This is a genomic window from Acinetobacter sp. YH12043 (genome assembly GCF_013419915.1).
Lineage (GTDB): Bacteria > Pseudomonadota > Gammaproteobacteria > Pseudomonadales > Moraxellaceae > Acinetobacter.
This window is the reverse complement of the sequence record NZ_VOZD01000001.1, coordinates 123084-149124: the sequence shown is the minus strand read 5'-3', so window position 1 is coordinate 149124 and position 26041 is coordinate 123084. Positions and strand designations below refer to the sequence as shown.

The following is a 26041-nucleotide window of genomic DNA, read 5'->3' as shown; positions in this document are numbered from 1 at the left end:
ATGGATTAATACACTGACTTATATTGAAAAGTACGATCTTTATCCAGCAAGTTACTGTCCAGCAGTTTTTGTGCCTTAGGCGTAATCTGCCAAAGCAGACGCTGACGGTCATCACGGCCTGACGGTACAATCCAGTCATTCTGGCGCATTTGCAATTTCAGGCTATGCAAGGCGCGAATATTAATCTGGGCACGGGCTACAGCATGCGCGCGCGGCATTTCCGCTCGTGCATCTTCCAGACCGGTTTCATTCAAATACTCATTCATACGCTTGGAGAAAAATTCCTCCGGCGTCGGATTAATGAATGTAGAGCCGAGAATAGCCAGCAATTGTGCCCAGGTCAGTCTCTTCTGAACTTTTAGCTCTTTAAAGTTACCATCCTGATAAGCATGCATACGGTATTCGAAGGAGAAAACTTCATGCATAGACACTTTCGGCAGGCTCAGGAAAGGATCCACTTCACGTGTCCCCCCATCGCGTTCCAGTTGGGCCACTTTAGCTTTGAGCTGGTCAATCTCGTCATGCAAGGCTTGAGTATTCTGAGGACGTACCCAGCCACTTACCGGATAACGTTCCAGCATTTGCGGCATGTTCAAACGTACCGCCATTTCCAGATCGCGCAAGGTACGATAGCAAAAGACCTGATCAGCTTCCTGCTGCAATAACTGACGAAATTCTTTAAATTTTTCTTGTAATTCAGGTTTCGCATCGTGCAAGGAAGGATCACGTGAAGCCGGATCTTCATGCATAAACACAATAATCGGTTTCTGCTTGGTCACAGCGTAAATGTATTCCAGATGCATATAACCTACACCGGAAACCGACTGCTCGCCATACTGGCTACCCAGCAGAATCACCACATAATCACAATCATCAATCTGGCGACGTGCAAATGCAGTATTTAAAGGAGTGCGTTGTTCCAGCCCCCAGGAAAAGAAACCCATGCCGACCAAAGTTTGTGACAAGATGATCCGCTCTGGCTGCATTTCTGCACCAGAGGTGGAGATAAACACCTGATAACGTTTATCGAGCATTGGTTATCCTCTTTTACTGCACATTGATCTGGCCGGCTAAACCCTGCCCTGACACAATATGACGACCCCAGTATAAAAATATATCTTTCAAAATTATAAGATGAGTGACGGTCGCCTAGCTGACTTCTGTCTCCATATTGCTGACCTGCCATTTAATATCGGCTGGAATCAGATGCCCTAAAATCGGCTGGAGCTGTTCAGCATTTTGACCACTAACCACAAGTCGGATTTTTAGACTGTCCTTGCACTCATGTTCAAATAATAACCCATTTTTGATCAAAATTCGGGCCGTTTGTCTCGCAACCGCGAATCCTGAGTCAATTAATGTCAGCTTTTGACCAAAAATATACTGAATTGACGATTTTAGGAAGGGGTAATGTGTACATCCTAGCACTAAATAATCAGCACCCTGATCAACAACCGGTTGTAAAATCTGAGTTAATGTCGCCAGACACTCAGGACTCATCTGCTGACCGGCTTCTACAAAAGGCACCAGATCCAGACAGGTCACCGGAATTACTTTGACCTGTGCCGGCTCGGCAAAACGGGTCATGACATCCTTAATCAGCTGGCCACGAAAGGTTGCAGGTGTGGCCAGAACGGCCACCGTTTTGGATTGGGTATTGAGGACTGCAGGTTTGAGCGCTGGCACCAGTCCAATGATCGGAAAGTTTTCACCATAATGCTCACGTAAATAATCCAGGCTAAATGCAGAAGCGGTATTACAGGCAACGACTGCAACTTTACAGCCTTCACGATACAGCCATTCAATCGCTCGCGCAGTTAGGTCACGGATTTCCTGATCTTTACGGGGCCCATAAGGTACGTAAGCCGTGTCGGCATAATAAACAAAGCGTTCATTGGGCAAATACCGGGCAATTTCCAAAGCAACCGACAACCCTCCCACACCAGAATCAAAAATCCCGATAGGTGCATCAGCACTGGCTTTAGGCATGGGATCTACTAAGGGATAAATCGGTTGGATAGCGCTCATAACGTTGCTAGTTGCTTGTTTCAAATGACCTTGCGACAAAGCTTAAACCTCAGGTGCTTAAATGCAAGTCTAAATCACCACTTTTCAAGCTTAAAACCGTCTCTCCAGCAGCATTTTCACCAAGCTCGCCCATCTCCACCAGATGTAAAAAAGCAGCCCGCTGAATAAGCGCATTGATTCCAAAACGCACATGCACATAAGGGCGCAATTCATCCTGATACTGACGCATAAAGATAGGATGTTCGCTATCGACAATAATGATGTCCTGAGTCGTGGTGGTCAGTTGCAGGTAAGTCCTGCCTTCAATCTTGACCTGATCGACCTGATTTACAAACAGAGGTTCATCTTCGACCTCGATTTCAATCATTTCAACCGGCGTCTTTAGATAGAATTTTCCTTCTTCTTTCCAGAGTACCGTGGAAAACAGGTCTATCATCGGCTGACGCTTGATCAATTGACCTTCGTGCCACCATTCTCCATTGGCCAAAACCTTGAGATCCATTGCGCCACAATGCTTTGGCTGCCATTGATCCAAAGGCGGGATTGACCTTTTGTGACTGCCCTGTGCATCTTTTAAGTATTGTGCGATATCCATTAAATTTTTATCATCGCTAGAAGCTACTTTTTTCGTCGGATTTTTATCGGGTGCTGACTTATTCATATAAAGAAGACCTTAATGACGGAAAAATAATATGTTTCAGCCAATTGGCTTAACCTGGGTTTAAAACTATACTAGCCCAGATGCTTAAAGACACTACTATTTTTGTGTCTAGGAATTCAGAACACTCATGGCAGCACCCAATCATCCGATTATGGTTGCCACCGAATAGAAATATGAGGAGTCCTACATGGAACACATCGAACGTGAATCGATGGAGTTTGACGTTGTGATCGTAGGTGCGGGTCCTGCCGGCCTGTCTGCTGCAATCAAGATCCGTCAACTTGCAATTGAAAACAATTTAAATGATCTGTCCGTTTGTGTCGTAGAAAAAGGCTCCGAAGTCGGTGCACATATTCTTTCGGGTGCTGTGCTTGAACCACGTGCCATGAACGAACTATTCCCGAACTGGAAAGAAGAAGGTGCACCTTTAAATGTGCCAGTGACAGAAGACAAAACTTTCTTCCTTCTTTCAGATGAAAAATCACAAGAAGCACCGCACTGGATGGTGCCTAAAACTATGCATAACGATGGTAACTACGTGATCTCACTGGGTAACGTGGTGCGCTGGTTAGGCCAGAAAGCCGAAGAACTGGAAGTATCGATCTTCCCGGGCTTTGCTGCTTCTGAAATTCTGTATCATGAAGATGGTACGGTGAAAGGTATCCAAACCGGTGACATGGGTATTGGTAAAGATGGCGAACCGACGCATAACTTTGCGCCGGGTTATGAGCTGCATGCCAAATACACCATCTTTGCTGAAGGCTGCCGCGGTCATTTAGGTAAACGCCTGATCCAAAAATTCAATCTGGATAAAGATGCTGATCCGCAGCACTACGGGATCGGCATTAAAGAACTCTGGGAAATCGATCCAGCGAAACACAAACCAGGTCTGGTAATGCACGGTGCCGGCTGGCCTTTATCTGAAACCGGTTCGTCAGGTGGCTGGTGGTTATACCATGCTGAAAACAACCAGGTGACTCTGGGCATGATCGTGGATCTGTCTTATGAAAATCCGCACATGTATCCATTCATGGAAATGCAGCGCTGGAAAACCCATCCACTGATTAAACAGTATCTGGAAGGTGGTAAACGTATTTCTTATGGTGCGCGTGCCGTAACCAAAGGTGGTTTTAACTCTCTGCCGAAATTCACCTTCCCGGGTGGATCTTTAATTGGTGATGATGCGGGCTTCCTGAACTTTGCCAAGATCAAAGGCTCACACACTGCCATGAAGTCCGGCATGCTCTGCGGTGAAGCGGTATTTGAAGCGATTGCTGCCGGTGTAGAAAAAGGCGGTGATCTGGCGATTGCGCGTGTGACCGAAGGTGAAGACTTCTTTGTAAAAGAACTCACATCTTATACAGACAAGTTCAACAACAGCTGGTTGAAAGAAGAGCTGTACAGCGCGCGTAACTTTGGCCCAGCAATGCACAAGTTCGGTCAATGGATGGGTGGTGCATTCAACTTCATCGACCAGAACGTATTCAAAGTGCCATTCACCCTGCATGACCTGGTTCCTGACTTCAGCACGCTAAAAACGGTTGATGCAGTGAACTTCAAGCCGAACTATCCAAAACCGGATGGTAAGCTGACGTTTGACCGTCTGTCTTCAGTGTTTGTATCGAACACGGTGCATGAAGAAAACCAGCCTGCGCATTTAAAACTGACCGATGCTTCGATTCCGGTAGATGTCAACTTGCCGAAATGGGATGAGCCTGCTCAGCGTTACTGCCCGGCAGGTGTGTATGAAATCATGGAAAATGATGACGGTTCGAAACGCTTCCAGATCAATGCAGCGAACTGTGTACACTGCAAGACCTGTGACATCAAAGATCCATCTCAGAATATCACCTGGGTAACACCGGAAGGTGGCGGTGGTCCGAACTACCCGAATATGTAATCTCTGATGAGATACAAATAAACCCGCTGAAAAGCGGGTTTATTGATCTTAAGTTATTTTAAAAGTAAAGAAGTTAACCAAAATAAGATAAAAACTAAACTAGTATAAAATCGGATTTTATATTTATAAATATCAATATCTTCATCGTTTTGATAAAGGGAGGGCATACTAGATATTAAAAGACATGAGCCTACTATTAAACACAAATAACCTCCATATTTTAAAAGAAATTCCACGTAGTAAACTCCTCTAATTCTTTATCGTATTCTTCTAATAATTTATATGCTCCCCATCCTCCTACGGCTGATCCGACCAGACCTGCCATGATTATACAAATAGGCGCTGCTGGCCCACAAACAGCTCCAGCTGGAGAATATGCTATGGATGCTGTTACTGCCCCTGTAGCTATACCTGAAATAATAGTAGTAGTTTGTTTAATAGCTTCTTTTTGTTTGTTCTCCGCATAATATATTTCCCTGGCTGCATAAAATAATGTTACCACCAAGAAAACACTTCCCAATGCCCCTACCCTTTTCATAATTTCAGTTACATTAGGATTCGCATTACCTGCACTACGGATAACAGAATAATAAATTCGATTTTTTCCAAAATCAGATAGTGAATTAAAAAACGACCGACCTGAAGCCATTTGTTGTTTTATGAAGAAATTTAACTGATTATTTTGCAATAACTTTTTATAATTTTCAGGATCTTTTAGCTGATAAGCATATTTTTCATATAAGAATTCAAGAGTTAATCCTTGAGCTTTCATATTCTTTGCGGCAGCTAAACCAGCTGATGATGTTCTTCTACGTGTAGTCTCCATAATCTGATTTCTGAAATTATTACATTCTTCAGCAGCTTCTTTAAGCTTTAAAGTTCCATCTTTTACAAGTTGTCTATATCTATTTGATATTTCTTTTGCTTTCTTTTGATAGGTTAAACGAAGAGCGGGATTTTGTATTGTTTCTTTAGAAATATAAGTTGTTGTTGCTTCCCATTGTTCAATAGCGATTTCTAATTCATTTTTAACTTTAACAGGTACTTTATTTGATTCTGCTTGTTTTGTTGTACCTGTAGTTGATTTTAATTTATATATCGATTTATTAAATTCGCCATTTTCTAATACGGGAACACGCACTCTGGCAATTTTTGAATTATTTAAAATTAACTCTACAAAGATTAAATCTAATTTATTGCAATTATAGATTTTAGTACAACCATTCGGATCAATTTTTCCTCCATAACTTTTTTGAGTTGTCGTATTTAGTAAGGTATAGCTTAATTTTGATAAAAGGTCTTTATTATCACAGGAGACTTTTAAACGAGCCGTATAAGTCATTCTTCTAACTCCGATATCTCTGCATCATATTTATGCACCATAACCGTATATTTTTCTTCCTTATTTTCTGAGGTAACTCTAATAATTCCATCTTTGGGAATCTCTCCTGTTCGTACATTCCCCTTAGAATCGATAAGACTAAAATTTGGAGAGCTTTCTAATAATTTATTGTCTATTTTATGTCGTACATCGAACTCTAAAATATAGGAACTATTATGTGAGGCAGGAAGATAGGGAATATCATATATTACCTTTTCCCCTGATAAAAATTGATGCTGACCTGCCTTCATCTCAAACTGACCACCCGTCATCGGCAAAATTCCGGCACTACTGATCTCAACTTGAGAACCGCCCGCAGTTAAAACAATTTCCTTCGCTGCTGTAATTTCAATCTGATCTTCAGTGGAGATAGTTTTGATACCTTTGCGTGCAATAATATCCATCCCATCATTTTGCGCCTGTAGTTCAACTTTGCCTTTTGCGGCATAAGCTCTTAAGCCTTGTTGGGCTGCAAACAGACTGACTTTAGAAGAGGCATGCCCAATAATATTTTTCTGCGAACTTAGGTTAATACTGTCCGCTGACTGGTGGCTAATTTGACCCTCCGCAGACAAATGAATATCCTGCTGGGTACTCAGCGCAATGGATTTTGGTGCTGTCAGAATCATAATTGCCTGTTTAAAGGCAGCTGCCTTGTCTTGATCTTGCTGTTCAATTTTCTCAATAAAGCTTTTTAAATTTTCAAAGATTTCAAGCGGATCAGTTTGCTGGTTTTTAGCAACATTACTCAGTGCTTGGCTCATCTGCAAGCCTGATTCAAGCTGGCTTTTCGCTGGTTCAGCATCCATATGTGAACCGTCTGCGGCTTGCTGTTTATGAGCCGAAATCAATAACCCTTTACCTGCACGGACTGCACCCCATTGGTCAGTTCTAAGTTCAAAACCTTCACCCCGTCCTTCACTTTCAGCCTGTTCTTTCGGATGACTCAAGTTACCCAGATTGAGCTGACTGGCAGCTTGACTACTATGTAACTGTATACTGATCTGGCCAGTCGTATCATCAAAACGTAACTGGTTAAAGCCTTGCCCCTGTACTTCTTGCGAGCGAATACCACTGAGTTTTTTGGTGTCTGGTAGTTGTCCTTTTTGATCAAACTTCGTCGGAGAACGTTGGCCTTCATGAATCCGACCTACCACAAAAGGCCGATCAATATTGCCGTCGAAAAAGTCGACGACCACAATTTCACCAATGCATGGCAAGAAACGCACCCCATAACCTATACCTGCCCACGGGGTCAGAACATCTACCCAGGCTGAATCTGTATCACTGTCATTGCTGCCTGCACCACCATCGTGAGCATGGTCATCCGAACGAGTGAACAGAAAACGGATTTTGATCCGCCCCCATTCATCCACATAAATTTCTTCATCTTCTGGCCCGACTACCTTGGCGCATTGCGGATAGGCCTGTGGCCGCTGCAATAAAGGTTGATACTCAGGAACCAAGTGAATATGGCGACGTTGCAAGACTAGCTGGTTGGCCTGACGCTCACCTGCGTCCTTGGATTCTGTCATCTGCCAACAGCTTTGCTGAATTAAAGCATGAACCTGCTCATTTAAGTCTTTAGGCAAATTATTTTGGTTATAAAATTTCCTAGAGATGATTAAAAATTCTTTATCTACTGCTGGATGCTGGTCAATTTCAGGATGCTGATCCAGCCGAAACCAGTAACCCACTTGGGCATCACGTACTGTGGATGTTGCTAAAAATTGTTTGGCCTGTGCATCATAGAAATGCTGCAAATTTTGGTTTATTTTCTCGATTTGTGCATCCGAGGCTGGAGTTGCCTGATCTGCATGCCTGAGATCAGTGATCCATGCTGGACTGATGTTCCAGCCTTGTTCCAATGCCAGGCTGGCATTATCCTGAACCTGACTCTGCTGGTGCTTGCTTTGTACTGAACCTATGCCTTCTTCCTGATTCAAGCGACCGGCATGCCAGCGCTGGATATGTACAGCGGTCGGCTGCAACTGTCGTTCTGCAATAAAACTGGTCATGCTATCTTCTTGTTCAGTCGCACTGGAACGATGGAAACGGATCGCTCTGTGGCTTAAAGCTTGGTAGTAGCTATTGTCATCAATTAATCTAAGCTTTTGCGCTGCAATCGCTGCAGATGAATGCACAACTATAAGCTCAGACTCATCAATCAGCCAGTTAATCCCCTCACTACGCCATAAACGGGTTAAAAAGTCATAGTCGCTTTCATTCAACTGCATAGTAAAAGGACGCACATCATAAGTTTGCTGCAAACCGGATAAATCCAGCTTAAGTGCAGCCGCAAATAATGGACTCTTACCCTGCCATTCTTTGAATAAGATTTCAGTAATCTCCCGGACACTCTTGTCCATGAACACACGACTATTACGGCGTTTATGCCATAGCGACGTTGCATCTTCCAGAGTGAGTTTATAAAGCGTTAATGCGCCATCACTCTGTCCCTGAGTTGCTGCAGTAATAATTCCGGAACTGCGAAATAACTGTCCTTGATCCGTGACCTGATCTATCGCTACTTGAATTCCAATAAATTCTTTAAGGGGAATCAAGGCATTAGTCGACACACAAATCAGCTCAATTTTTAGTCCCTGATTCAGGACATGTTGGCCATCAATACGTTGCAGAAAAACTTCAGAATTAAGTTTTTGATGGGAAAACTGAACAAGCAAAGCACGCTTCTGTGCGCTAAGACCCAATTGCTCTAATACTTGAGCGATATGATTTTTTATCATTTTTAATTGTTATAAATATTTTTGCGGCATTATAGTGAATTATTTATATCCAGCCTAGATTCATTGGTCTGGCCATGGTTCCGATTCATCACTGTAATTCTGGAAGAGGCTTTAATATCAAATTTTTATTTTCTGAAAGTCAGGAACTTCAAGCAGATCAAGTATTCAAAAAAAATAGCTTTCTTTTCATTTTAATCTTTCAACAATATGGGCAAATGAATCACTCATCTGCCCAAAAAATCTCTTAACCGCCTTTTTTCACCAGATAATGGAACTCTTTATTGCCATTTTCATCCAGACGCTCCTCTTGGAGTAGCAGTTCATGGCCGAGGTGCATGCAAAATTTTGGAATATCCCAAGAGGTCGAATTATCCGTAGCAAAAACTTCAACTACATCACCAGCTTTAGACTTACGGATGGCTTGATGCAACATCATGACTGGCTCAGGGCAGCGTAATCCACGGGTATTCAATTGCAGGCTTGGCGTAATTTCGGCTTCAGACATCGACAGACTCAGGAATTCAAGATCAGCCTTATTTTAGCATAAAGCGGCTATCGCATTGCAGCCCGCGCTTTGAACCAATTCACAAAACCATACTGACCCGCGCGATCAAGTCTGCGCAGCATAATTACAATAGACAAGCGTATTTTCTGCGGTATGATAAAATCACGTTTTTTTAGATATTAAGAGTCTTTAGGAAAGATCATGCACGAGGAATCAGGCCCGTCGTGGGGTATGCGCGGCTTACGTAAATGGCTGGGAACTGCACCCGAAACTCGCGACGAACTGCTAAAATTAGTACAAGATTCACGTCGATTTTTAGAACCCGATACTGTTGCAATGCTGGAAGGCGTATTGGACCTGCCGGCCACCAAAATTCGTGAAGTCATGACGCCAAGAACGTCCATGATTAGCTTGCAGGAAGATGACCAACTTCTCGAAATTCTGCATGTTTTAGTTGAATCTGCGCATTCGCGATTCCCTGTGTTCTCATCGGATCAACCGGATAATGTAGTTGGTATTTTGCTGGCCAAAGATCTGCTTCCTTTCCTGACCGAGCCTTCTTCCAAAGTCGATATTCGTGCCTTGATGCGTCAGCCGCTGTTTGTGCCGGAAAGTGCGCGTTCGGATCAGGTTCTACGTATGCTGAAAAATACCCAGACTCATATTGCGGTAGTGATTGATGAGTACGGTACAACTTCAGGTCTGGTGACCCTAGAAGATATTCTCGAAGAAATTGTGGGTGAAATTGAAGACGAACATGATATTGCGGATGAAGAAGCACAATATATTGTTCCGGATCAAGACCCGAAAACAGCCAATACTTGGGTAGTACAAGCGCTGACACCAATCGAGCATTTTAACAATATGCTGGATGCCAATTTCTCCGATGATGAAGTTGAAACCATGGGCGGTTTGTTATTACAAGAAATTGGTTTGGTAAATGATCTGGAAGGTCAGACGATTGAACTGGAAAACTGGCAATTTACTATTCTTGAGGCAGATTCACGTTCTATTCGTTTAATTCGAGCTGTGCGCCAATGAGAGCATATTTCGATAAGCTATTAAATCCAGCCCAGCAGCAAAAGCAGCTAGCCTTAATTTATCCTGTATTGATTGCCTTATTTGCCGGCGCTATTTTTAGCCTGGCACTGGCACCTTATCATTACTGGTGGCTGGCGATTCTCTCTCCTGCCTTACTGTATGCTTGCGTCCGTGGTCGTAGTGCGAAACAGGCCTTTGGGATTGGCTGGGCTTATGGGATTGGATTGTGGTTTGTGGGTGCATTCTGGCTCTATACCTCTATTCATGTGTATGGCGATACCAGTTCTTTCCTGAGCGTAATCATGATCCTGATCATGGCGATTGTCATGGGACTGTTTACTGCGCTTCAGACTTTCATTTATCGTCGATTTTTCCCAGAAACACCTCTTACCTTCGCACCACTTTGGGTGATCTTTGAATGGGCCAAAACCTGGGTATTTACCGGTTTCCCATGGTTATTTGCAGGTTACGCTTTTACTGAGCTTTATCTGGATGCCTATGCGCCTTTATTTGGTGTATTTGGGGTGTCCTTTGTAGTGATTGTTCTTGCCTGTGCGCTGGTTGAAATCTTAAGTAAACGGGTCTTCTGGATCGTGCCTTCTGCACTCTTGTTATTGGGTGCCTGGGGTGCTGCACAACTGACTTTCGTGCAAGAAAAAAATGAAAAGCCGCTCACCGTTTCTCTGATCCAGGGCAATATTCCTCAGGACCTGAAATGGTTAACTGAATATCAGGTAAAAACTCTGCTGATCTATGCCAATCTGAGCAAGACTGAATGGGGACGTGACCTAATTGTCTGGCCAGAATCTTCGATTCCGATGTTCCAGACCGACATCGAACCTTTCCTGGATGCCATGAAAGTTCAGGCAGAAAAATCTGGAACAGCTTGGGTCACAGGTATTCCGTTCTGGGATCTGGCTGAGTCACAGGAAGCAGGCACGCCAAAATATTACAATAGCATCATGGCGACCGGTAATGAGTCGAGTGGTTTGTATAAGAAGCAGCGTCTGGTGCCTTTTGGGGAATATATTCCACTTTCTGGCGCACTCAGCTGGGTACTGCCAGCTCTGCAAAACGACCCTTCGGTGAGTGGTTTCTCGCGTGGTGCGGATATCCAGAAACCATTAAATGTGAAAAACCATCCTCTAGGTGCGGCAATTTGCTATGAAGTGGCTTATCCAAACCTGACTCGTCGTAATGCCAGCCAAAGCGATTTTCTGGTGACCGTATCTAATGATGCCTGGTTTACTGGCACTGCCGGTCCACAGCAACATTTACAGATGGTACAAATGCGGGCCAAGGAAAATGGTCGCTGGTTTATTCGTGCTACCAATACTGGGGTAACTGCGTTCATCGACCACAATGGCCATATTGTGAAACGTGCACCTATGGATAAAGAAGCTATACTCCGCGGTGAGCTACCCGCCATGCAGGGTGAAACGCTCTACATGAAACTCAGCGACTGGCCAGTGCTGATTTTCTCCGTATTGCTCTTATTACTAGGTTGGCGCTTCCGCCCACGTAAAGTGGATATCAGCTTTAAGTCTAGAAGATAGTTCTCTCAAAAGCCCCTCTTTTAAAAAGAGAGGGGCGATAAAAAACCGAGGTTCATGCCTCGTTTTTTATCTATATATTTATTAAGAATGTTATTAAAACTGGATCACCAGATAAGATAACATGCTCGCCAGTGACAACATTGGAATATAACGATAGATCTGTACAATACCGTTTTCAAATGCAGAAGCCTGTTCTTGTTTAAACTGCACGACAGATGCTTTTAATGCTGACCAGAAGCATAGTACGAATAAGGTACTCATCATGCTAATGGCAAAGAAACCCACCATAATCTGGCTGCTGCCTTCAGTGGTCTGCCATAAATGCAAAATTCCTTGGCTGGCTGGAAGAATGCTTAAAACCAAAAGAACAGATTTCAGCATCGACCAATGAAACTGGTTTATTTCATCCGACAATATTAATGCTTTCATACCATTCTCCTTTGGCTAAAAAAGGGCCATTAAGAATATTATGAGCTATTTTTTGTAAATAGAAAGTCTATATTTATTCACATTTTACGATAATTGTAATAGATAAATATGGGAATAATTCTTATTATAACTATCAAATCATCAATATTATAGTAATAGCATTAAATTCAGTTATTTATATTATATTTTATGATTGAGAGTTATTATCACTTCACCCAATATTGAAACAATCAATCAAGTGAAGTGATATATTCAATAACCTACTAATTTATAATAATTATCAGTTAAGGTTGGTAATAAATATCAGCATCAGTTCCTTCGCCACCCGCCTGTCCATCAGCACCAAAAGAATACAAGTCGAAGGCACGGCCGTTAGTTCCCGGAATCACGTATTGCAGGTCATTATCCCAGCTGTCTTTTGGATAACCACCTTTCACATAGCCGCCTGGGAGCCAGTTCTTCGCTGTTGCCGGCTGATTTACCAGCGCATCCAGACCACCTTCCTGCATGCTTGGATATTTGCCATTGTCCAGCTTATATTGATCCAGTGAACCCGCAATACTTTGCAATTTGATGACTGTGGTATCCACTTTAGCCTTTTCACCGCGTCCCATTACATTTGGAACAATTAGGGCCGCAAGCACACCGAGAATAACAATAACCACCATTACTTCAATCAGGGTAAAACCTGAGGCACGATGGGCACGTAACTGGCTCACACGTACGGTAGGTTTAACAGCTGTAGTTGAAGGGGCTTTGGCTTGATTTGGATTCCTTTTCATTCAATATCTCTCATTCATCTTTAGAAAGTTTCAGGCACTTTCAATTCTTCGTAGACGTTACACATGTTATTTAAATCATATTATTCATATTGACGATTGGCAGCATCACCGCGATCACAATTACCAGCACAATACTGGCCATGAGTACCAGCATCAGCGGCTCCAGAAGCGCAAGTAATGTCGAAATCAGTGTGGTCACTTCCCGATCCTGCATGGTCGATGCCCGTTCCAGCATACGATCCAGCTCCCCCGAGGCTTCACCACTTTTGATCATTTGTACCATCATCGGGGGGAAATAACCACTACGTTCCAGCTGGGTAGCCAGGTTCCCGCCTTCAGTGACTTTTTCAGCAGCCAAATTAACCGAATCCCGGATCACCCAGTTATTACTTACCGCTGCCCCGATGCGTAAGGCATCCACCAATGGCACACCAGACTGAGTCAGAATCGATAGAGTACTGGCAAAACGGGCAGCATTAATGCCACGTGATAATTTTCCGAATAAAGGTAGTTTCAGAGTCAGACGATCAAAAGCATAATGCCCAGCCGTTGTTCTTAAAAACCGTACCAGAAGAAAAATACCTACCGCACTCCCTATCAATAAAAATGGCCACGCGATCCGGATAAAATCGCTGGCTTTCATTAAAGTCACTGTAATCCAAGGCAAGGCATCTTTACTTTGATCAAAGGTCTTGACGATATCCGGTACTACATAGGTCATCAGGCCCATCACAATTGCAAAAGACATCAAGAGCAAAATAATCGGATAGATCATCGCCCCTTGAATCTTTTTCTGCATAGCAAAACGGTTTTCGGTATAGTCAGCTAACTGATCCAGAATCAGGTCCAAGTGACCAGAACGTTCACCAGCCGCAATGGTGGCAATATACAGCTCTGGAAAACGTCCAGACTGTTGTAGCGCCTGAGCCAAGCTATGTCCTTCCAGCACTTTAGAACGTACTGACATCAGCAGATTTTGCACATGAACTTTTTCGCTCTGCTTGCCGACGGCGCGAATGGCTTCTTCCAGCGGAATTGCGGCAGCGACCAGTACCGAGAGTTGTCGGGTCATAAGAGCCAAATCATAAGCAGTAATGCTTTTTTCAAACCATTTGCGACGGTAGTGCTGGTCTTTTTTCTCAACCGGATCTACAGAGACCGGAATCAGCGCCTGATCCCGAAGCTGTTGCCGGATTTGTCGTGCTGAATCCCCCTCAAGCACGCCTTTTTGCTGCTTCCCTGAAGCGTCAAGCGCAGTAAACTGATATGCAGGCATTGTAATGCTCTAATTTTCCAAAATTTTGCTTAACGCTGTTGCGTCAGACCATCAAAATCATTCATATTCTTCAATATAAATTATCTGCTCACTCTAACATAACTGAACTTTGAGCACGACGAAATTTCATCAGGACCCACTCTGTTACTATGCCAAATTCTGTTCCCGTTACTGCCCCTATTTATCGTGTTCGTGTTGCAGTGCCGGTGCATCTGTTTGACTGTTTTGACTATAGCTTGAGTCAGGAACAATATCAGCAGGCAGAAGTGGGTGCCCGAGTCGCGGTTTCTTTTGGCCGGCAAAATCTGGTCGGCGTGATTACTGAAAAATTACCGCTAGATGCTCCGATTGATCCCAGTTTCAAACTGAAAGCAATTACCGAGCTTTTAGATGACCGTGCCATTATCAATTCCCAGGTTTTAAGTGTATTGACCTGGTCAGCACAGTATTACCAGTTTCCTATCGGGGAAGTGATCCAGACTGCCTTGCCGACCTTATTGCGTCAGGGCAAACCTTATAACCTGCTGGCCCGAAACTGGAAATTGCTGGATCATGAGGCCGAAGCCAAGGTTCGCCGTTCCGAGAGGCAACAGGAAGCCTATCGGATTCTAAAACTACATCCGGTGGGAACAACTGAGAATCTCTTAAATCTGGCCGGAATAGAAACAGCGACTTTAAAAGCGCTCGAAAAAAAAGGAATTTGCGAATGTGTCCTGGAAGCACAGGATTTTAGCCCGCAACCTGTACAACTGGCCCAGATGCCATTAACGGCCAATCCGGAACAAAAGCATGCGATTCAGCAAGTGCTGAAATACCGCAAGCAATATCAGGCCTTTTTACTCGATGGCCTGACTGGCAGCGGCAAAACTGAAGTCTATCTTCAGATCATGGAACAGGTACTTAAACAGGGCAAGCAGGTACTGGTACTGGTGCCTGAAATCGGACTGACGCCACAAACGATTAGCCGCTTTCAGTCTCGTTTCCATTGTCATATTGCCCTGCTTCACTCTGGCCTGAATGACAGTAAACGCTTACAAGCCTGGCAAGCCGCTGAAACCGGTAAAGCGTCCATTGTGCTTGGCACCCGTTCTGCGATCTATACACCGATGCCGAATCTGGGTTTGATCATTCTGGATGAAGAGCATGACCTGTCTTTTAAACAACAGGAAGGTTTTCGCTATCATGCCCGTGATGTGGCATTGTACCGGGGACATTTACAGCAATGTCCAGTCCTCTTGGGTTCGGCCACCCCCAGCATTGACAGCTATGCGCTGGTGCAGCAAGGCAAAATGCAGGTGCTGGAACTGAATCAACGCGCGGGTACAGCACTAATGCCAAAAATCCATATTCTGGATTTAAAAGTGGCACCAAAGCAGCATGGCATCAGCCTGCATCTGATTGAAGAAATCAAAAAGCGCCTGGCTAAAAAAGAACAGGTACTCATTTTCCTAAATCGTCGTGGTTATGCACCCGTATTGATCTGTGGCAGTTGTGGTTGGCAGGCGCAGTGTCCGAATTGTGATGCCAATTTCACTGTGCACCGGCAACCTTATCAGCATCTGCATTGTCATCATTGTGGCACCATTCATCGTATGCCTGAACAATGCCCGCAATGCCAGCATCAGGAGTTGGCTACTTTAGGCATGGGGACTGGAAAAGTTGAAGAACATCTGAATGAGCTTTTTCCAGATTTTGAAGTGATCCGGGTCGATCGCGACTCAACCAGCCGGGTTGGCAGCTGGCAGAAAATCTATGACAAGATTCAGAAAAGTGAGCCTGCGATTCTGCTCGGCACCCAGATGCTCGCCAAAGGCCATCATTTTCCTTATGTCACGCTGGTTGCAATTTTGGATATCGATTCTGGTCTTCTTAGCGTTGATTTCCGGGCCACAGAACGTACAGCACAATTGATCGTACAGGTCGCAGGTCGTGCAGGACGTGGGGAACATAAAGGGGATGTATATTTACAGACCCTAAGACCTGATCATGCGCTGCTAAATACCTTAGTCACTGAAAATTACCGCGCTTTTGCCAAGCAGACTTTGACCGAACGGCAAATCGCCCAGATGCCTCCTTTTCGTTATGCCGTGCTGATTCGCTGTGAATCCAAAGATCAGGCACAAAATACCGAATTCTTACAGAAACATGCTGCCCTGCTCAGGCAATATCCCGATCTGGTGCTGGACATCTGGGGTCCCATTCCTGCCCCGATGGAACGCAAAGCCGGACGCTATCAATCCCATATGGTGCTATTGTCCGCAGACCGTGCCCGTTTGCATTATTATGTCCGTAGCTGGTGGCAAAACCTGTTACAGGATAAGCCATCCAATATGAAGCTGACACTGGATATCGATCCACAAGAACTCAGCTAAAATATTGAGACCATCTTCATTTGATAAAGGCTCAACTTTAAGACTGGATGAAAATAAAATTTAAGGCGGAAAAATGTCGATACTGTTACAAATAGCGCTGGTTCTGGCGATTGCACTGTTCATGGTGCCACTGAGCCATAAACTCAGACTGCCAACAGTGCTGGGCTATTTACTGACAGGTTTAATCATTGGGTCGAGTGCCTTAGCGCTGATCTCTGCTCCTGAGGTGATGCAGACTTTTATTCAAATCAGCCTGTTGGCCCTAATGTTCTGGATAGGTCTGCAACTCAGACCACAACGAATTCTTCAGCTTGGGCAACCTCTGTGGTTTATGGCCATTTTACAGGTACTGAGCACGACCCTGATTTTGAGCCTGCTGGCCTGGTTCTTTCTCGATCAGCATCTGGTTTCCAGTATTGTTATCGGACTGGCCGGCAGCCTTTCTGCCATGACGTTGGTGACCCAGTTTTTAAATAATCAGCAACAACTGGCGACCAGTTATGGTCAATCCGCTTATGCCAACACCCTGATTCATGCACTGATTGCAATTCCTATCATTGCAGCGATTCCGCTTTTTGCTGGGGTCAGTTCAACAGAACATGGCATAGCTTATTTTGCGGCCATGATGGCTACCTTTACTGGCTTATTTCTATGTAACCGCTATTTCATGCAGCCGCTCTATCGCTGGATTGCCAAAAGTGGTCGTCATGAATTGCATAGCATTGTTACCATTGTCATTTTCTTGGGCTTACTAGTCCTGATGGATACGCTGGGACTGAATCTGTACCTGGCAGCATTATTTTCCGGTATGTTGCTGGCAGATTCTGATTTCCGGATTTCGATTGAAAAGAGTCTGCAGCCTTTTAGCGGTTTATTGATTGGCTTGGCTTTTATCAGTCTGGGCATGTCATTGCAGTTTGCCGATGTGCTGACGCAACCCGTATTGATTATTGCCGGAACACTTTCGCTGATCCTGATTAAATTTGCGATTACCTTAGGATTGGCACGTTATTATCAGCATAGTTGGCGCAACAGTACGCTACTGGCCGCCAGTGTGGCACAAAGTGGTGAGTTCGCTTTTCTGGCACTCATCATTGCGCTTTCGCAGCAGATCGTTACTCCAGCCCTGCTCTCCCCATTGATGTGGATGGCAAGTTTATCCATGCTACTCACACCGGCATTTTACTGGTTATTGCATAACCAGATTCTGCCACGACTGGATCGGCAAAATCATTTGGCAGCGACCTTTGACATTGAAAGCCTTCCACCAAATACCGCACCAATTTTATTAATCGGTTTTGGCCGTTTTGGCCAGATCATTGCCCGTATTTTGCTGCAACAGCAGCAAAAATTCAGTGTAATGGACAGCAATATCGAAGCAACTGAATTGCTGACCTCTTACGGTATTACCTTCTATCAGGCCAATGCGACTGAGCCAGAGGCTTTAGCTCAGGCAAATCTGGATACGGTTCAGCATGTGATTGTCGCCATTGATGATATTGAAGATTCACTGCTGACCGTCCGACATCTGCGCTTAAATTATCCTGACATGTCTTTATGGGTACGGGCACGTAACCGGCATCATGTCCATCTACTTCAGGAGCTGGGCGTGGAACGAATCTGGCGAGAAACCTATGCTTCTGCACTAGAACTAAGTCAGTGTCTGCTAGTTCAGCTGAGCGGACTGTCTGAAGAACAGGCGCAACAAAAGATCCATGAGTTTCATACTCATGATCAGAAACTGCTCAATCGTCAATTTCATCCGGATACGGAGAGTCCGTTTAATTTCGCAGGCTCAAGGAATACACTGGCAGAACTGGAGCATCTTCTTGCTCAGGATCAGCTAAAAAAAGCACCAGAACAGGATACGGACACGCAACAGGACAACAACGCTTCAGGAATTGATGCCATAAGAGATGATCTGGCATAACTTGTGTTTTACAATAATGCCACCATTAAAGCAGGGTTATGGAGAATTTTATGTCTGATTTACGCCAACGCTTTTTTATTGAAGATAGCCCTGTTCGTGGTGAAGTGGTGCATCTTGAAGAAGCTTTACAAACAATTTTGGCCCAGCGTGACTATGCGCCTGCAGTAAAAATCCTGTTAGGTGAAATGCTGAGCGCCACTGCACTATTGGCCAGCACCCTGAAAATTAAAGGGCGTATCAGCCTACAAATTCAGGCTTCAGGCACATTTAAATGGGCAATGGCTGAATGTAACCATCGCGGTGAAGTACGGGCACTGGCGGATTACGAAGAAGATCCACACTTTCAGGCAGCAGAAGATAGCAGCACAGTTTTAAAATCACTGACTAATCCAGTGCTGTTTATCAATATCGAGCCTGAATTTGGTGAGCGTTATCAGGGTATTGTTCCGCTTGATCAGGAAAATCTGGCTGGCTGTCTAATGCAATATTATGACCTGTCTGCCCAGATTCCGACACGTATCGTGCTGGCCAGTGATAACAATCGTGCAGGCGGTTTACTGATTCAACTGCTACCGCGTAACAGTGAAGAAGAACAACGCCGAGTCGATGAAGACTTATGGCCACGTCTGACCATGCTGACTGAAACATTAAAAACAGAAGAACTGGTCACTCTGGATGCCAATGAAATTCTCTATCGTTTATATAACGAAGAAGAAGTGCGCTTACCAGAAGTAGAACATTTGCAGTTTGGCTGTACCTGTTCTAAAGAACGTTGTGCGATTGCCTTACAGCAGATTGGTGTAGAATCGGTTCGTGAAACTTTAGAATTCCAGAATCCAATTGAGATGGACTGTCAGTTCTGTAATAGCCGTTATATTTTTACGGCTGAAGAAGCTTTGAGCCTGTTTGGTGAACACCTCAGTTAATAACCGCCCCTGCTCGACTCAAAAAAAGCACTCAATATCGAGTGCTTTTTTCATTTTATATTTTCATAAAATATTGACCAAAATTCCTCATAAAAAAAAGACAAATGTACTTAATTTCAAGCTTGCCTCATGATTAAAATTTGCACACCGATAGAATCAGAAGATCAACGGTATTTTCAAAGTAAAAAAATCAAAAAAAATAAGTGGAAGATTTTAAATGAAATTTCGATATTTAATGGGTGTGATGTTATGTGCTGTGCAGAGCTTCAGCTATGCAGCCGAAATCACGGGGACATGGAAAGCCATTGATGACAAAACAGGCTATGCACGTGCTGATGTTGAAATCAGTAAACTCAATGATGGTACTTATCAGGGGAAAGTCGTTCGTATCCATGCCATTCCAAATCGTCCTGCACATACCCATTGCTCTAAATGTAAGGGGGCACTGAAAGACGTACCTATTCTGGGTCTATCTGTCTTATCAGGTCTAAAACCAAATCCAGAAAAGAAAAATGAATTCGTTAATGGTTCAATTCTCGATCCACTAACCGGCAATATCTATAAAAGTAAGGCAACGCTGAATTCCCGAGGCAATGTGCTAACGCTTCGTGGCTATGTAGGTACACCCATGCTCGGACGTACAGTGTCTTGGGTGAAAGTCGAGTAAATCTCATGTTTTTATAAATTCTCATCTGTAAGCTGTCTGGCCAGATCAAAGGCTTGGACAGCTTAAAATCATTATCTTTATCCCATTCCTTATCACGTAAATACTTACTCATTCTCATCATGCTGAATGAACGTAATTTTTAACTCATATTCATTTTTCTTAATTTAATGTGATTATTGACTGGTATTTAGTGTATTTTTCACGCTATATTAATCCCATAATTTTTTTATGCCTTTAAGAAGTTAAATATATTTTCAATAGCATGGGGTAATGTGGCAATGAGATTCAAACTGCTTTGTTCTATCATTCTTACAGCAGCAAGCACCATCAGTCTATCTGCTTTCGCCAACAGTGACCCATTACTTGGCCACTGGAAAACCATTGATGACCGTACTGGTTATTCCCTGGCAGATGTGGTGATTAGTAAGGATGCTCAGAATCACTATATTGCCAAAATTGTGCATGTTCGTGAGATTCCAGGGGCAGCTCGACAGCAGACTTGCACCCTATGCAAAGGCGCATTGAAGGATCAGCCGCTCATTGGACTGACGATGCTTAAGGGACTGAGTAGTCATCCCGAGCATAGCAATGAATTTATTAACGGCACTCTGCTCGACCCGGTTTCTGGTCAGCTTTATCAGGCTCGTGCCCGCCTGAAAAATAATGGCAGGCATCTTGCCATTCATAGTCGTGCTGAAGGTGCACCGGTCGGACGCAATATGACCTGGATTAAAAACTAGTTTCGAATTCAGAGTATTAATAAAAGCTCCTTAGGAGCTTTTTTATTTTAGGTCATGTGATAATTCACATGAATTCATTAGTTTTATGCCAATCTCATCACATTTTGTGCTATTGATTTCGTTACATTTTATGAATAAATTAGAGTAATAAATCTAATACGAATAATCATTGATCAACAGGCATGTTATGAAGAAAATTTTAAGTCGCTTAATGATGGGGATCACATTGGCAACAGCAGCAGGTTTAAGCTTTGCTTCTGAAGATCCACTACTGGGGAAATGGAAGACTATCGATGATCAATCCGGTTATTCTCGTGCTGATGTCGAAATCCGTAAAAAACCAGATGGCAGCTATGAGGGAATTATCGTAGAAACCCGTAGCCTGCCAGGTGCAGAAAAACTGGGAATCTGTAGCAAATGTCCAGGACAGCTTAAGAATAAACCATTTATTGGCTTGCCATTTATCTGGGATTTTAAGGCAGACCCCAAAAAACCTCGCGAATTCCATGATGGCAAGATACTTGATCCAATCAGCGGTAAAGTTTACAAAGGTAAAGCACGTTTAAGCGCCAATGGCAAACGCCTGACCCTGCGTGGTTATGTAGGCGTTTCGGTTATCGGACGCAGTGTTACCTGGGTAAAATACTAATTTTTGTCAGTTTTCCATGCCCCTGTTTCAGGGGCTTTTTTAATGGTTATGATTTGAAACAATTAAGTACAAATAAAAACTGTTTCCCTTAGCGCAAACTCATAATAATGAATTGAAGACGGTTATTTTTTATTCACACAATGATCTATCTTCAGCTGCAATTCAATCTGCTAAGGACTCTGAAACGGAGTATTCATGCGACATGTATTCCTCAATTCATAGGCATGGGTAAATGTGTGTTGCAAACAGCGGATGGTTTGCAAATGACAGATAAAACTATAAAAACAGATGCCCGCCTAGATCTTTGTTTCCCTGCTCAGACTGAGCTGTTCAGGTTCAAGCAGGATTTCCATAGGATAGGAGTTCCTCTTCTAGGCAGGATGCTGGTTCAACTAGCATCCCATACCGTTAGGGCACAGCGCAGCGGCCATAAAATATTATGGCATTCCCCTACTTCAGGACGACCTTCCTTTCTGAATGTCTCAAGCCTGGCTGTTTAAGGAGTAGAGCTATGACTACAATTCAATATAGAGAAAACTTTTCCAACGGTTATATCCCCTCTGAAATCATGGATGATCGTACCTTTGATTTGTTCCACTTTTCTGAAGCATGTGGCCAAAGTCCGGAATGGGTGATGCAACTCATTGAACATGGAATTTTGCCGAACCGTTCTAAAACGCATCCTGGTACCTTCCTCGGGGAAGATATTACTCGAGCACAACGGGCTTACCGTTTGCAGCGTGATTTTGATGCTTCCTTTAGTGCCGTTGCCATGATGCTGGATCTCATTGATGAAGTGCAGGAATTACGTCGTGAGGTGAAACATCTGCATTTCAAGTAATGCGTTTTAATGTCCGGTCTGCTTGAGTTAGATCAATGCGGACTAGGGCATATTTTGCTTTTTTCTTTTATTTTTTGAGTGATAAATATCCCTATGAAAACCAAAGACTGCAATAAAAAGATCAAATATATGTTCCCAGAATACCGTGATTTAATTGTGCAATTACGTGAGGAAAATCCGTACTTTGCCCGACTGTTTGAGGAACATAGTGAATTGGACAAACAGATTAGCCAGCTTGAACTCGATCCAGTCAATCATATCAATGATGATATCGATGCGATTAAACGCAAAAAACTAAAACTGAAAGACGAAATTTATCGCATGCTGAAAAACTCTGAAGCCGATCCGCTTACCTAAATGAGAACAGCTTTCTCAACCAAGAATGTTTCAATATAAGGTTTAATCATCCGTTTTATCTACAATGTGATTATTAAATGATTTCGGTTCTTAAATAACCCGGATCCTGCTTAAGCCGATGATTCCTTAATTTGAATTGTTGGCTTATTTTGATGGGTTAATTGATATGCACATAGTGAGGCGTAAATTCCACTCAGAAATCCATGAAGACTACGTGCTTTACTCGTCACTAAATTGTATTGCCCCTTCAATAAACTAAATAATGTTTCTATCTTATTGCGTTGTCTTAGGTGATATTCATCTGATGCACAGAGTTGAATAGCCTGCATATTCTTTCGATGATAAGTAATTAAATCAATACCTTGATCTTTCAATCTGATTTTTAATTCTTGGCTGATGTAACCTCGATCCCCGTAAAGTTTTGCTTCTATACCAGCAACCAATTGCTCAACCATTTTTATGTCAGCAACATGTCCATTCGATAAAGCAGAACAGGCAATTTCACCAAATTGATTCATCGCAATATGTAATTTACAGCCATAAAACCAGCCCATTGAGCTTCTACCACGTGACGCAATTTGGACTAATGATTTATGGCGTTGAATACGTTGATTTTTACAAACTGGCAGAGTTGTTGAATCAATCCATAAATATTGTGTAGCTTGGTCTTTCATCAGCGCCACATGTAAAGCGTGTAGGGCCAATTGGTGCATATTGATCAGATGAATCATCCTTTGATAGCAAGGCAAGTACTTAAATAAATGGCTTTTATCTTCTTTTAACCAGGTGAAAAAGGCTTTGAAATTATTGAAATGAGAGCATTTGTACCAAATGGCAATAAAGCAGATTTCTGAAATTGTGAGTTGAGCAGTTCTGATTCTTAAGGAACCACAGTTTTGTTTGAGAAACTCCCAATAAGTTGATTCAAATTTAAGAAAAAAATCATCAATTACGCAGAATAATTCGGTACTATTGAACATCAGGACTAGAGTTGTGAGTTTGGTGTGGTAACTCAACTGATGGCTCTAGTCCTCTTATTTTTCAAGTCAATTTCTTATCCGCGATTCGGGTTAAATAAAGAATCTGTCCAAATAAAAAAGCCCGCATGATGCAGGCTTTTTCAGACTTAAAAGTAATCGAATTATGCTTGTTCGATGTCTTTCATGGTCAATTTAATACGACCACGGTTGTCAACGTCAGCAACTTGTACTTTCACTTCCTGACCTTCTTTCAATACGTCAGCCACGTTGGCAATACGTTCGTTAGAGATTTGAGAAATATGAAGCAGACCGTCAGTACCTGGCAGGATGTTCACGAATGCACCGAATTCAACGATACGAATCACTTTACCTGTGTAGATTGTGCCTGGCTCAACTTCAGCAGTCAGTGCCTGGATTTTTGCAATCGCAGCCTGTGCAGCAGCTTTAGTTTCACCAAATACGCGTACTGTACCGTTATCTTCGATGTCAATCGCAGCTTTAGTTTCTTCAGTGATTTGACGGATAGTCGCACCACCTTTACCAATCACGTCACGGATCTTGTCAGGGTTGATGTTGATCACTTGGAAAGTCGGCGCGTGCATAGAAATTTCTGGACGAGCACGTGAAATCACTTGATTCATTGCGTTCAGAATGTGCATACGACCTGCATAAGCCTGGTTCAATGCAACTTCCATGATCTCTTCAGTAATACCTTCGATCTTGATGTCCATTTGTAGTGCAGTAATACCGTTAGCAGAACCCGCTACTTTAAAGTCCATATCACCAAGATGGTCTTCGTCACCCAGGATGTCAGAAAGTACTGCGAAACGTTCGCCCTCTTTCACTAGACCCATTGCAATACCCGCAACTGGTGCTTTAAGTGGAACACCGGCATCCATCAATGATAGAGAAGCACCACATACAGATGCCATTGAAGATGAACCATTAGATTCAGTGATGTCAGATACGATACGGATTACGTACGGGAAGCGGTCAGCTGCTGGAAGCACGGCTTGAACACCACGACGAGCCAGACGGCCATGACCGATTTCACGACGTTTAGGACCAGACTCACGACCTGTTTCACCTACAGAATATGCAGGGAAGTTGTAGTGAAGCATGAAGTTGTCAGTTTTAGTACCAGCCAAGGTATCTACCATCAACGCATCACGAGTATTACCCAGAGTAGTAGTTACCAATGCCTGAGTTTCACCACGTGTGAATAATGCAGAACCGTGAGCACGGTCTAATACGCCAACCTGTACATCAAGGGCACGAACAGTTTTAGTATCACGACCGTCAATACGCGGTTTACCAGACAAGATGTTGTCACGTACGGTACGGTATTTAAGATCTTCAAATAATTCGTTTACGTCATCAGCAAGACCAGTTTCGTCACCTTCTGGAACGAACTGAGCGAGCGCTTCTGCTTGAAGTGCATCAAGTGCTGCATAACGGTCTTGTTTCACCGCAATGGTATATGCTTCAGAGATTTTCGCTTCGAATGCTTCTTTCAGTTTTGCACGAAGGTCTTCGTTTTTCTCAGGAGCCACCCAAGTTGATTCTTTCGCACCAGCTGCGGTCGCGAATTCTTTGATTGCTTGGATCGCGATTTGCATTTCATCATGACCGAACAATACTGCACCCAGCATTTGGTCTTCTGAAAGTTCTTTCGCTTCTGATTCAACCATCAGTACTGCAGATTCCGTACCTGCAACGACAAGATCAAGATCACTTTCTTTCAATTGTTCAAAGCTTGGGTTTAGAACGTATTCACCGTTGATCAGACCCACACGTGCCGCACCGATTGGACCACGGAATGGTGTACCTGCAATCGCAAGTGCTGCAGAAGTACCCAGCATTGCTGCAATGTCAGCTTCCATAGTCTTGTCAGAAGATACAACAGTCGCAGTCACCTGGATTTCGTTATAGTAACCTTCTGGGAACAATGGACGGATTGGACGGTCGATCAGACGTGAAATCAGCGTTTCAGCTTCAGATGCACGGCCTTCACGTTTACCGTAACCACCAGGAATACGGCCAGCTGCATATTGTTTTTCTTGATAGTTAACAGTCAGTGGGAAAAAGTCTTGACCTGCTTTAGCAGTTGGTTGAGCAACAACAGCAACTAATACAGTTACGCCGCCCATAGTAATCAATACGGTATTGGCCTGACGCGCAACACGACCTGTTTCTAGGACAACCTGATGTTGGCCAAATTGGAATTCTTTACGAACAATATTAAACATCGACATGTTTTATTTTTTCCTGAT

22 protein-coding genes are annotated in these 26041 nt (G+C 43.4%); 11 read left to right on the top strand and 11 right to left on the bottom strand.

Annotated elements, in window-relative coordinates; genetic code table 11:
* Positions 1–5 precede the first annotated feature (5 nt).
* From FTU01_RS00675 to FTU01_RS00665, 3 genes are all read right to left on the bottom strand, one after another.
* Positions 6–1034, bottom strand: coding sequence for a DUF4062 domain-containing protein (locus FTU01_RS00675; protein ID WP_166138036.1), 1029 nt, complete (start codon positions 1032–1034; stop codon positions 6–8).
* Between the two features lie 115 nt (positions 1035–1149).
* Positions 1150–2028: a glutamate racemase gene (gene murI / locus FTU01_RS00670; protein ID WP_166138033.1), complete on the bottom strand. Its 879-nt coding sequence runs from the start codon at positions 2026–2028 to the stop codon at positions 1150–1152.
* A 49-nt stretch (positions 2029–2077) separates the two neighbouring features.
* Positions 2078–2689: a DUF1285 domain-containing protein gene (locus tag FTU01_RS00665; protein WP_159123934.1), complete on the bottom strand. Its 612-nt coding sequence runs from the start codon at positions 2687–2689 to the stop codon at positions 2078–2080.
* 187 nt (positions 2690–2876) lie between these two features.
* Here FTU01_RS00665 and FTU01_RS00660 point away from each other — a divergent pair, with 187 nt between their 5' ends.
* Positions 2877–4589 (top strand): electron transfer flavoprotein-ubiquinone oxidoreductase, encoded by a 1713-nt coding sequence (locus FTU01_RS00660; RefSeq protein ID WP_180137776.1) that lies wholly within the window; start codon positions 2877–2879, stop codon positions 4587–4589.
* 220 nt (positions 4590–4809) lie between these two features.
* Here the strand turns inward: FTU01_RS00660 and FTU01_RS00655 are convergent, their stop codons facing one another.
* The 3 genes from FTU01_RS00655 to tusA all read right to left on the bottom strand — a co-directional run bounded on the left by FTU01_RS00655 (position 4810) and on the right by tusA (position 9222).
* Positions 4810–5931: a hypothetical protein gene (locus tag FTU01_RS00655; protein WP_159123413.1), complete on the bottom strand. Its 1122-nt coding sequence runs from the start codon at positions 5929–5931 to the stop codon at positions 4810–4812.
* The gene (locus FTU01_RS00650; RefSeq protein WP_159123414.1) at positions 5928–8717 is read right to left on the bottom strand and encodes a type VI secretion system Vgr family protein; all 2790 of its coding nucleotides are present in this window, start codon (positions 8715–8717) and stop codon (positions 5928–5930) included. The genes FTU01_RS00655 and FTU01_RS00650 overlap by 4 nt, the downstream gene beginning before the upstream one ends.
* A gap of 244 nt (positions 8718–8961) precedes the next feature.
* Positions 8962–9222, bottom strand: a complete 261-nt coding sequence (gene tusA / locus FTU01_RS00645) for a sulfurtransferase TusA (RefSeq protein WP_004781744.1) — start codon at positions 9220–9222, stop codon at positions 8962–8964.
* Between the two features lie 201 nt (positions 9223–9423).
* Here tusA and FTU01_RS00640 point away from each other — a divergent pair, with 201 nt between their 5' ends.
* Complete coding sequence (locus FTU01_RS00640; RefSeq protein ID WP_004781742.1) at positions 9424–10263, top strand: HlyC/CorC family transporter; 840 nt, start codon at positions 9424–9426, stop codon at positions 10261–10263.
* Positions 10260–11819, top strand: a complete 1560-nt coding sequence (gene lnt / locus FTU01_RS00635; RefSeq protein ID WP_159123415.1) for an apolipoprotein N-acyltransferase — start codon at positions 10260–10262, stop codon at positions 11817–11819. Before FTU01_RS00640 ends, lnt begins: the two co-directional genes overlap by 4 nt.
* 93 nt (positions 11820–11912) lie before the next feature.
* Here lnt and FTU01_RS00630 read toward each other — a convergent pair whose 3' ends face one another.
* The 3 genes from FTU01_RS00630 to gspF all read right to left on the bottom strand — a co-directional run bounded on the left by FTU01_RS00630 (position 11913) and on the right by gspF (position 14306).
* Complete coding sequence (locus FTU01_RS00630) at positions 11913–12248, bottom strand: hypothetical protein (protein ID WP_034705833.1); 336 nt, start codon at positions 12246–12248, stop codon at positions 11913–11915.
* Between the two features lie 284 nt (positions 12249–12532).
* A complete protein-coding gene (gene gspG, locus FTU01_RS00625) occupies positions 12533–13030 on the bottom strand; it encodes a type II secretion system major pseudopilin GspG (RefSeq protein ID WP_218945565.1) in 498 nt (165 codons plus the stop codon).
* Positions 13031–13100: 70 nt separating this feature from the next.
* Positions 13101–14306 (bottom strand): type II secretion system inner membrane protein GspF, encoded by a 1206-nt coding sequence (gene gspF / locus FTU01_RS00620; RefSeq protein WP_034705070.1) that lies wholly within the window; start codon positions 14304–14306, stop codon positions 13101–13103.
* A 149-nt stretch (positions 14307–14455) separates the two neighbouring features.
* Between gspF and FTU01_RS00615 the strand changes: the two genes are divergently transcribed.
* The 8 genes from FTU01_RS00615 (at position 14456) to FTU01_RS00580 (ending at position 22788) form a co-directional block, all read left to right on the top strand.
* Entirely contained in the window at positions 14456–16678 is a 2223-nt protein-coding gene (locus FTU01_RS00615) for a primosomal protein N' (protein ID WP_180018224.1), read from the top strand.
* Positions 16679–16751: 73 nt separating this feature from the next.
* Positions 16752–18608 carry a cation:proton antiporter gene (locus tag FTU01_RS00610; protein WP_159123418.1) on the top strand — a complete coding sequence of 619 codons (1857 nt, stop codon included), beginning with the start codon at positions 16752–16754 and terminating at the stop codon, positions 18606–18608.
* Between the two features lie 50 nt (positions 18609–18658).
* Complete coding sequence (hslO, locus tag FTU01_RS00605; protein ID WP_159123419.1) at positions 18659–19534, top strand: Hsp33 family molecular chaperone HslO; 876 nt, start codon at positions 18659–18661, stop codon at positions 19532–19534.
* A 217-nt stretch (positions 19535–19751) separates the two neighbouring features.
* The gene (locus tag FTU01_RS00600; RefSeq protein WP_159123420.1) at positions 19752–20201 is read left to right on the top strand and encodes a DUF2147 domain-containing protein; all 450 of its coding nucleotides are present in this window, start codon (positions 19752–19754) and stop codon (positions 20199–20201) included.
* A gap of 278 nt (positions 20202–20479) precedes the next feature.
* On the top strand, positions 20480–20941 hold the full coding sequence (locus tag FTU01_RS00595; RefSeq protein WP_159123421.1) for a DUF2147 domain-containing protein: 462 nt from the start codon (positions 20480–20482) through the stop codon (positions 20939–20941).
* Positions 20942–21128: 187 nt separating this feature from the next.
* On the top strand, positions 21129–21590 hold the full coding sequence (locus tag FTU01_RS00590; RefSeq protein ID WP_159123422.1) for a DUF2147 domain-containing protein: 462 nt from the start codon (positions 21129–21131) through the stop codon (positions 21588–21590).
* 511 nt (positions 21591–22101) lie between these two features.
* Entirely contained in the window at positions 22102–22431 is a 330-nt protein-coding gene (locus tag FTU01_RS00585; protein WP_004781729.1) for a chaperone modulator CbpM, read from the top strand.
* A 93-nt stretch (positions 22432–22524) separates the two neighbouring features.
* Complete coding sequence (locus FTU01_RS00580) at positions 22525–22788, top strand: YdcH family protein (protein ID WP_004781728.1); 264 nt, start codon at positions 22525–22527, stop codon at positions 22786–22788.
* Positions 22789–22898: 110 nt separating this feature from the next.
* Here FTU01_RS00580 and FTU01_RS00575 read toward each other — a convergent pair whose 3' ends face one another.
* Together FTU01_RS00575 and pnp are read right to left on the bottom strand one after the other, a co-directional pair.
* Positions 22899–23768 (bottom strand): IS982-like element ISAcsp2 family transposase, encoded by an 870-nt coding sequence (locus FTU01_RS00575; protein ID WP_016653396.1) that lies wholly within the window; start codon positions 23766–23768, stop codon positions 22899–22901.
* Between the two features lie 161 nt (positions 23769–23929).
* Positions 23930–26017 (bottom strand): polyribonucleotide nucleotidyltransferase, encoded by a 2088-nt coding sequence (pnp, locus tag FTU01_RS00570; RefSeq protein WP_171505581.1) that lies wholly within the window; start codon positions 26015–26017, stop codon positions 23930–23932.
* Positions 26018–26041 lie beyond the last annotated feature (24 nt).